The organism is Pseudomonas wadenswilerensis, from assembly GCF_900497695.1.
Taxonomy (GTDB): Bacteria; Pseudomonadota; Gammaproteobacteria; order Pseudomonadales; family Pseudomonadaceae; genus Aquipseudomonas; species Aquipseudomonas wadenswilerensis.
The window spans coordinates 1-3,435 of sequence record NZ_UIDD01000015.1; the positions used below are offsets into that span (position 1 = coordinate 1).

Annotated in this window: 5 protein-coding genes and 1 pseudogene; all 6 read left to right on the forward strand. The window is 58.3% G+C overall.

What is annotated here, in order from left to right:
* The first annotated feature begins 1 nt into the window (after position 1).
* Positions 2–289 carry a barstar family protein gene (locus tag CCOS864_RS27945; RefSeq protein WP_115087382.1) on the forward strand — a complete coding sequence of 96 codons (288 nt, stop codon included), beginning with the start codon at positions 2–4 and terminating at the stop codon, positions 287–289.
* A 141-nt stretch (positions 290–430) separates the two neighbouring features.
* Entirely contained in the window at positions 431–1,495 is a 1,065-nt protein-coding gene (locus tag CCOS864_RS27950; protein ID WP_115089632.1) for a hypothetical protein, read from the forward strand.
* Positions 1,492–1,893: a hypothetical protein gene (locus CCOS864_RS27955; RefSeq protein ID WP_177414858.1), complete on the forward strand. Its 402-nt coding sequence runs from the start codon at positions 1,492–1,494 to the stop codon at positions 1,891–1,893. The genes CCOS864_RS27950 and CCOS864_RS27955 overlap by 4 nt, the downstream gene beginning before the upstream one ends.
* 54 nt (positions 1,894–1,947) lie before the next feature.
* The gene (locus CCOS864_RS27960; RefSeq protein ID WP_115089633.1) at positions 1,948–2,361 is read left to right on the forward strand and encodes a hypothetical protein; all 414 of its coding nucleotides are present in this window, start codon (positions 1,948–1,950) and stop codon (positions 2,359–2,361) included.
* Positions 2,358–2,645: a barstar family protein gene (locus CCOS864_RS27965; protein WP_115087382.1), complete on the forward strand. Its 288-nt coding sequence runs from the start codon at positions 2,358–2,360 to the stop codon at positions 2,643–2,645. The genes CCOS864_RS27960 and CCOS864_RS27965 overlap by 4 nt, the downstream gene beginning before the upstream one ends.
* Positions 2,646–2,786: 141 nt before the next feature.
* Positions 2,787–3,435, forward strand: a pseudogene (locus CCOS864_RS27970) (hypothetical protein); the annotation flags it as partial.

Sequence of the window (3,435 nt, forward strand, 5' to 3'; positions counted from 1 at the left end):
ATTGAGCCGCTTACAGGTGGTGGCGATTGATCTGGGCAAGGTGACAAGCGCCAGGGAGCTGCATTGCCTGTTAAGGGATGCCCTCGGCTTTCCCGATTGGTATGGCTGTAACTGGGATGCCTTCTGGGATGCGATTACCGGCCTTGTGCAGATGCCTCGACAGTTGAAGCTCAGTGGCTGGGACACTTTTTCCAGGCAGTTGCCGAGGGACGCCGAGCTGATGCAAAAATGCCTGGCCACTCTGCAGGCCGAGTATCCGCAAATGGCGGCTGAAGTGCTGTTCGAGTGAACCAGGCCATCGCCGGCAAGCCAGCTTCATAGGGCGATGAATCCGATTTTACTGTGGGACGCTTCCCATTCCGTCTAGCGGTGCGTTAAGCCGTGAATGCCAGTGCTAGGTTCCGGGCCTCTTTGCCCAAGGAACCTGTGCATGACAAGGACGCCATCTGCCGTTTTTCCCCCTCCGCCTGCGATGACCGCCACCAGCGGTACTTTGCAGCCTGGCTTCTACATCGTGCCGCACAGCATGACCGGTGCCCAGGTGCTGGCCCTGCTGACGGCACAACAAGGGCCTCAACTGATCGCTCGACTACAGCGGCTCAACCCGACCTTTGCCAGTGGCTTCAAGGCGGGGGAAATCTTTGTCGTTGGTGACCCGGACATCACCAGTGCCTGCACCCGTGAGGAGGCCGAGCTGATGACGGCTGCGGCGCAGGTGCGCGAAAGCCTGGCTGCACTGAGTGCTGAGGAAGCCAACTTCATGATGCGCCATCAGGCCGAGATTGCCGGGCTGTCCGCAGGCGCGAGCCAGGCCATGGGCGTTGGCAAGGACATGCTGGAAAAGGGCTTGCGCCAGGTCGAAGCGACCTTGCGCAGTATTGAGCAATTGCATCAGCGCGAGTTCAGCCGCAGCGGCAGGTTGAACAGCCCGGACTTCTTCAATGCCCGCCGACGGCTGTACTTGCAGCTTGATGCGCAGCTCAAGAGTGCCTTTTTAAACAAACGGCTGAACCTGGGGAGCTACGACAGCTTGCGCAAGAACCTGGGGATTTCGACTCGCAGCCTGGTGCACCACTGGAGCCGGGCTGGCGGGGCCGGGCAGATTCCGGGGTATGCGACGCATCTGGACCAGGTGGCGAAGACGGCCAAGTATCTCAAGTATGGCGGGTATGTCGGGATTGGGTTGGGAGGGACGGCGTCGTGGTTGACGGTCCGGGATGCTTGTCGGGTTGGGGAGACGGATGAGTGCAAAAGAATCCGCTTTACCGCGTCGGGTAGTTTTGCCGGGGGGCTTATTGGTGGAGCCTTCGGCGCCAAAGCTGGAATTGCTACTGCTGCCGCCGTATGCGGTGTGTTTGCCGTAGCAAGTGCCGGATTGGGTGTACCCGTTTGTGGGATAGTTCTGGTCGGGGGTGGGTCGCTAATTGGGGGCTTGGGTTTAAGTAAAGGTGGTGAGTTAATGGGCGATTTGATTTACGACTGGACACGACCATGACAGAAGATCCGCGAACCTGGATGCCCGGTGTGCAATTGGTGTTCTTATCAACGCCTTTTCTGTTGATGCTATCTGCAATGGCGATGAATGCCTGCGTCGCCTTGAGCCGTGATTTCGACCTTTTGATTGAGGCAATTCAAGGCAATCCCTGGTTCGAGCGCCAGAAGAACCTATGGGGCACTGCAAGCTTCAAGTCACGTTGTTACTTGGTATGGTCGGCCTGCGGCGTGGTGATCTGGCCAAAGCTGCATGTTCGCAGGGGCCATCTCGATGCAGACAAGATGGATAATTTGCCGCGAGGGCTCAGGCGCAGGATGATCATTGCAATCTGGCTGGGATTTACCGGCTTTGCATTGATGTTCTTGGCCATCGGTGCCTACAAACTCGGCAAAAATTAACTACCGATCACTGGTAACCTGCAGCCCTGTTCAGGACACTCAGCAAGGCCGATTATGGACGATCCAACCTGCTACTCCTTCCACCTCTTCGCCGCCACCTTCGAGAGCGAAACGCACGCTCGCCAGTTCGCTTTCGAGCAATGGCAACCCGAGCCGCCCGCCGACGCAAGTTCTGCCGAGTTCGCCGCGTGGGAAGATCGCAATCCGACCTGGCGGCTTGCCCAGGAGCTTGAATTCTTCATGGATTCGGACTTTGTCGAGCTGGATGAATCGCTGGAGTATGTGCAGAGCCTGGTGGCCAACGAGGCGCAGAAAGCGCTGTTGTGTTCCCGGTCTCTGGGCGGTTTCAGTCACTTCATCATCGTCGGCGACAATGCGATTTACGGCGACCGCCGCTCACCAGATCACTCCAATCCGCGGCAACCACAAAGCACCGCCACGCTCACCTATCTGGGGCATTTCAATTGAGCCGCTTACAGGTGGTGGCGATTGATCTGGGCAAGGTGACAAGCGCCAGGGAGCTGCATTGCCTGTTAAGGGATGCCCTCGGCTTTCCCGATTGGTATGGCTGTAACTGGGATGCCTTCTGGGATGCGATTACCGGCCTTGTGCAGATGCCTCGACAGTTGAAGCTCAGTGGCTGGGACACTTTTTCCAGGCAGTTGCCGAGGGACGCCGAGCTGATGCAAAAATGCCTGGCCACTCTGCAGGCCGAGTATCCGCAAATGGCGGCTGAAGTGCTGTTCGAGTGAACCAGGCCATCGCCGGCAAGCCAGCTTCATAGGGCGATGAATCCGATTTTACTGTGGGACGCTTCCCATTCCGTCCAGCGGTGCGTTAAGCCGTGAATGCCAGTGCTAGGTTCCGGGCCTCTTTGCCCAAGGAACCTGTGCATGACAAGGACGCCATCTGCCGTTTTTCCCCCTCCGCCTGCGATGACCGCCACCAATGGCACGTTGCAGCCTGGCTTCTACATCGTGCCGCACAGCATGACCGGTGCCCAGGTGCTGGCCTTGCTGACGGCACAACAAGAGCCTCAACTGATCGCTCGACTACAGCGGCTCAACCCGACCTTTGCCAGTGGCTTCAAGGCGGGGGAAATCTTTGTCGTTGGTGACCCGGACATCACCAGTGCCTGCACCCGTGAGGAGGCCGAGCTGATGACGGCTGCGGCGCAGGTGCGCGAAAGCCTGGCTGCACTGAGTGCTGAGGAAGCCAACTTCATGATGCGCCATCAGGCCGAGATTGCCGGGCTGTCCGCAGGCGCGAGCCAGGCCATGGGCGTTGGCAAGGACATGCTGGAAAAGGGCTTGCGCCAGGTCGAAGCGACCTTGCGCAGTATTGAGCAATTGCATCAGCTCTCGGCACTGCCAAACAGCTTGCGACTTCAGAACCAAACCCCCAATTTTGGTAACGCAAGCTTAAGGTCACGCTGGTATCTGGTAAACACAGTCAGCGGCGCCATGCTCTACCCCAGGTTCTGCATTCGCAAAGGGCTGTTCGATGCAGGTGAACTGCAGGTATTCCCAGCCTATCTCAAAC

Bases quoted from the DNA above. Each gene is read 5' to 3' on its own strand.
- CCOS864_RS27950 (WP_115089632.1), top strand. From the start codon at position 431: ATGACAAGGACGCCATCTGCCGTTTTTCCCCCTCCGCCTGCGATGACC.
- CCOS864_RS27955 (WP_177414858.1), top strand. From the start codon at position 1,492: ATGACAGAAGATCCGCGAACCTGGATGCCCGGTGTGCAATTGGTGTTC.
- CCOS864_RS27960 (WP_115089633.1), top strand. From the start codon at position 1,948: ATGGACGATCCAACCTGCTACTCCTTCCACCTCTTCGCCGCCACCTTC.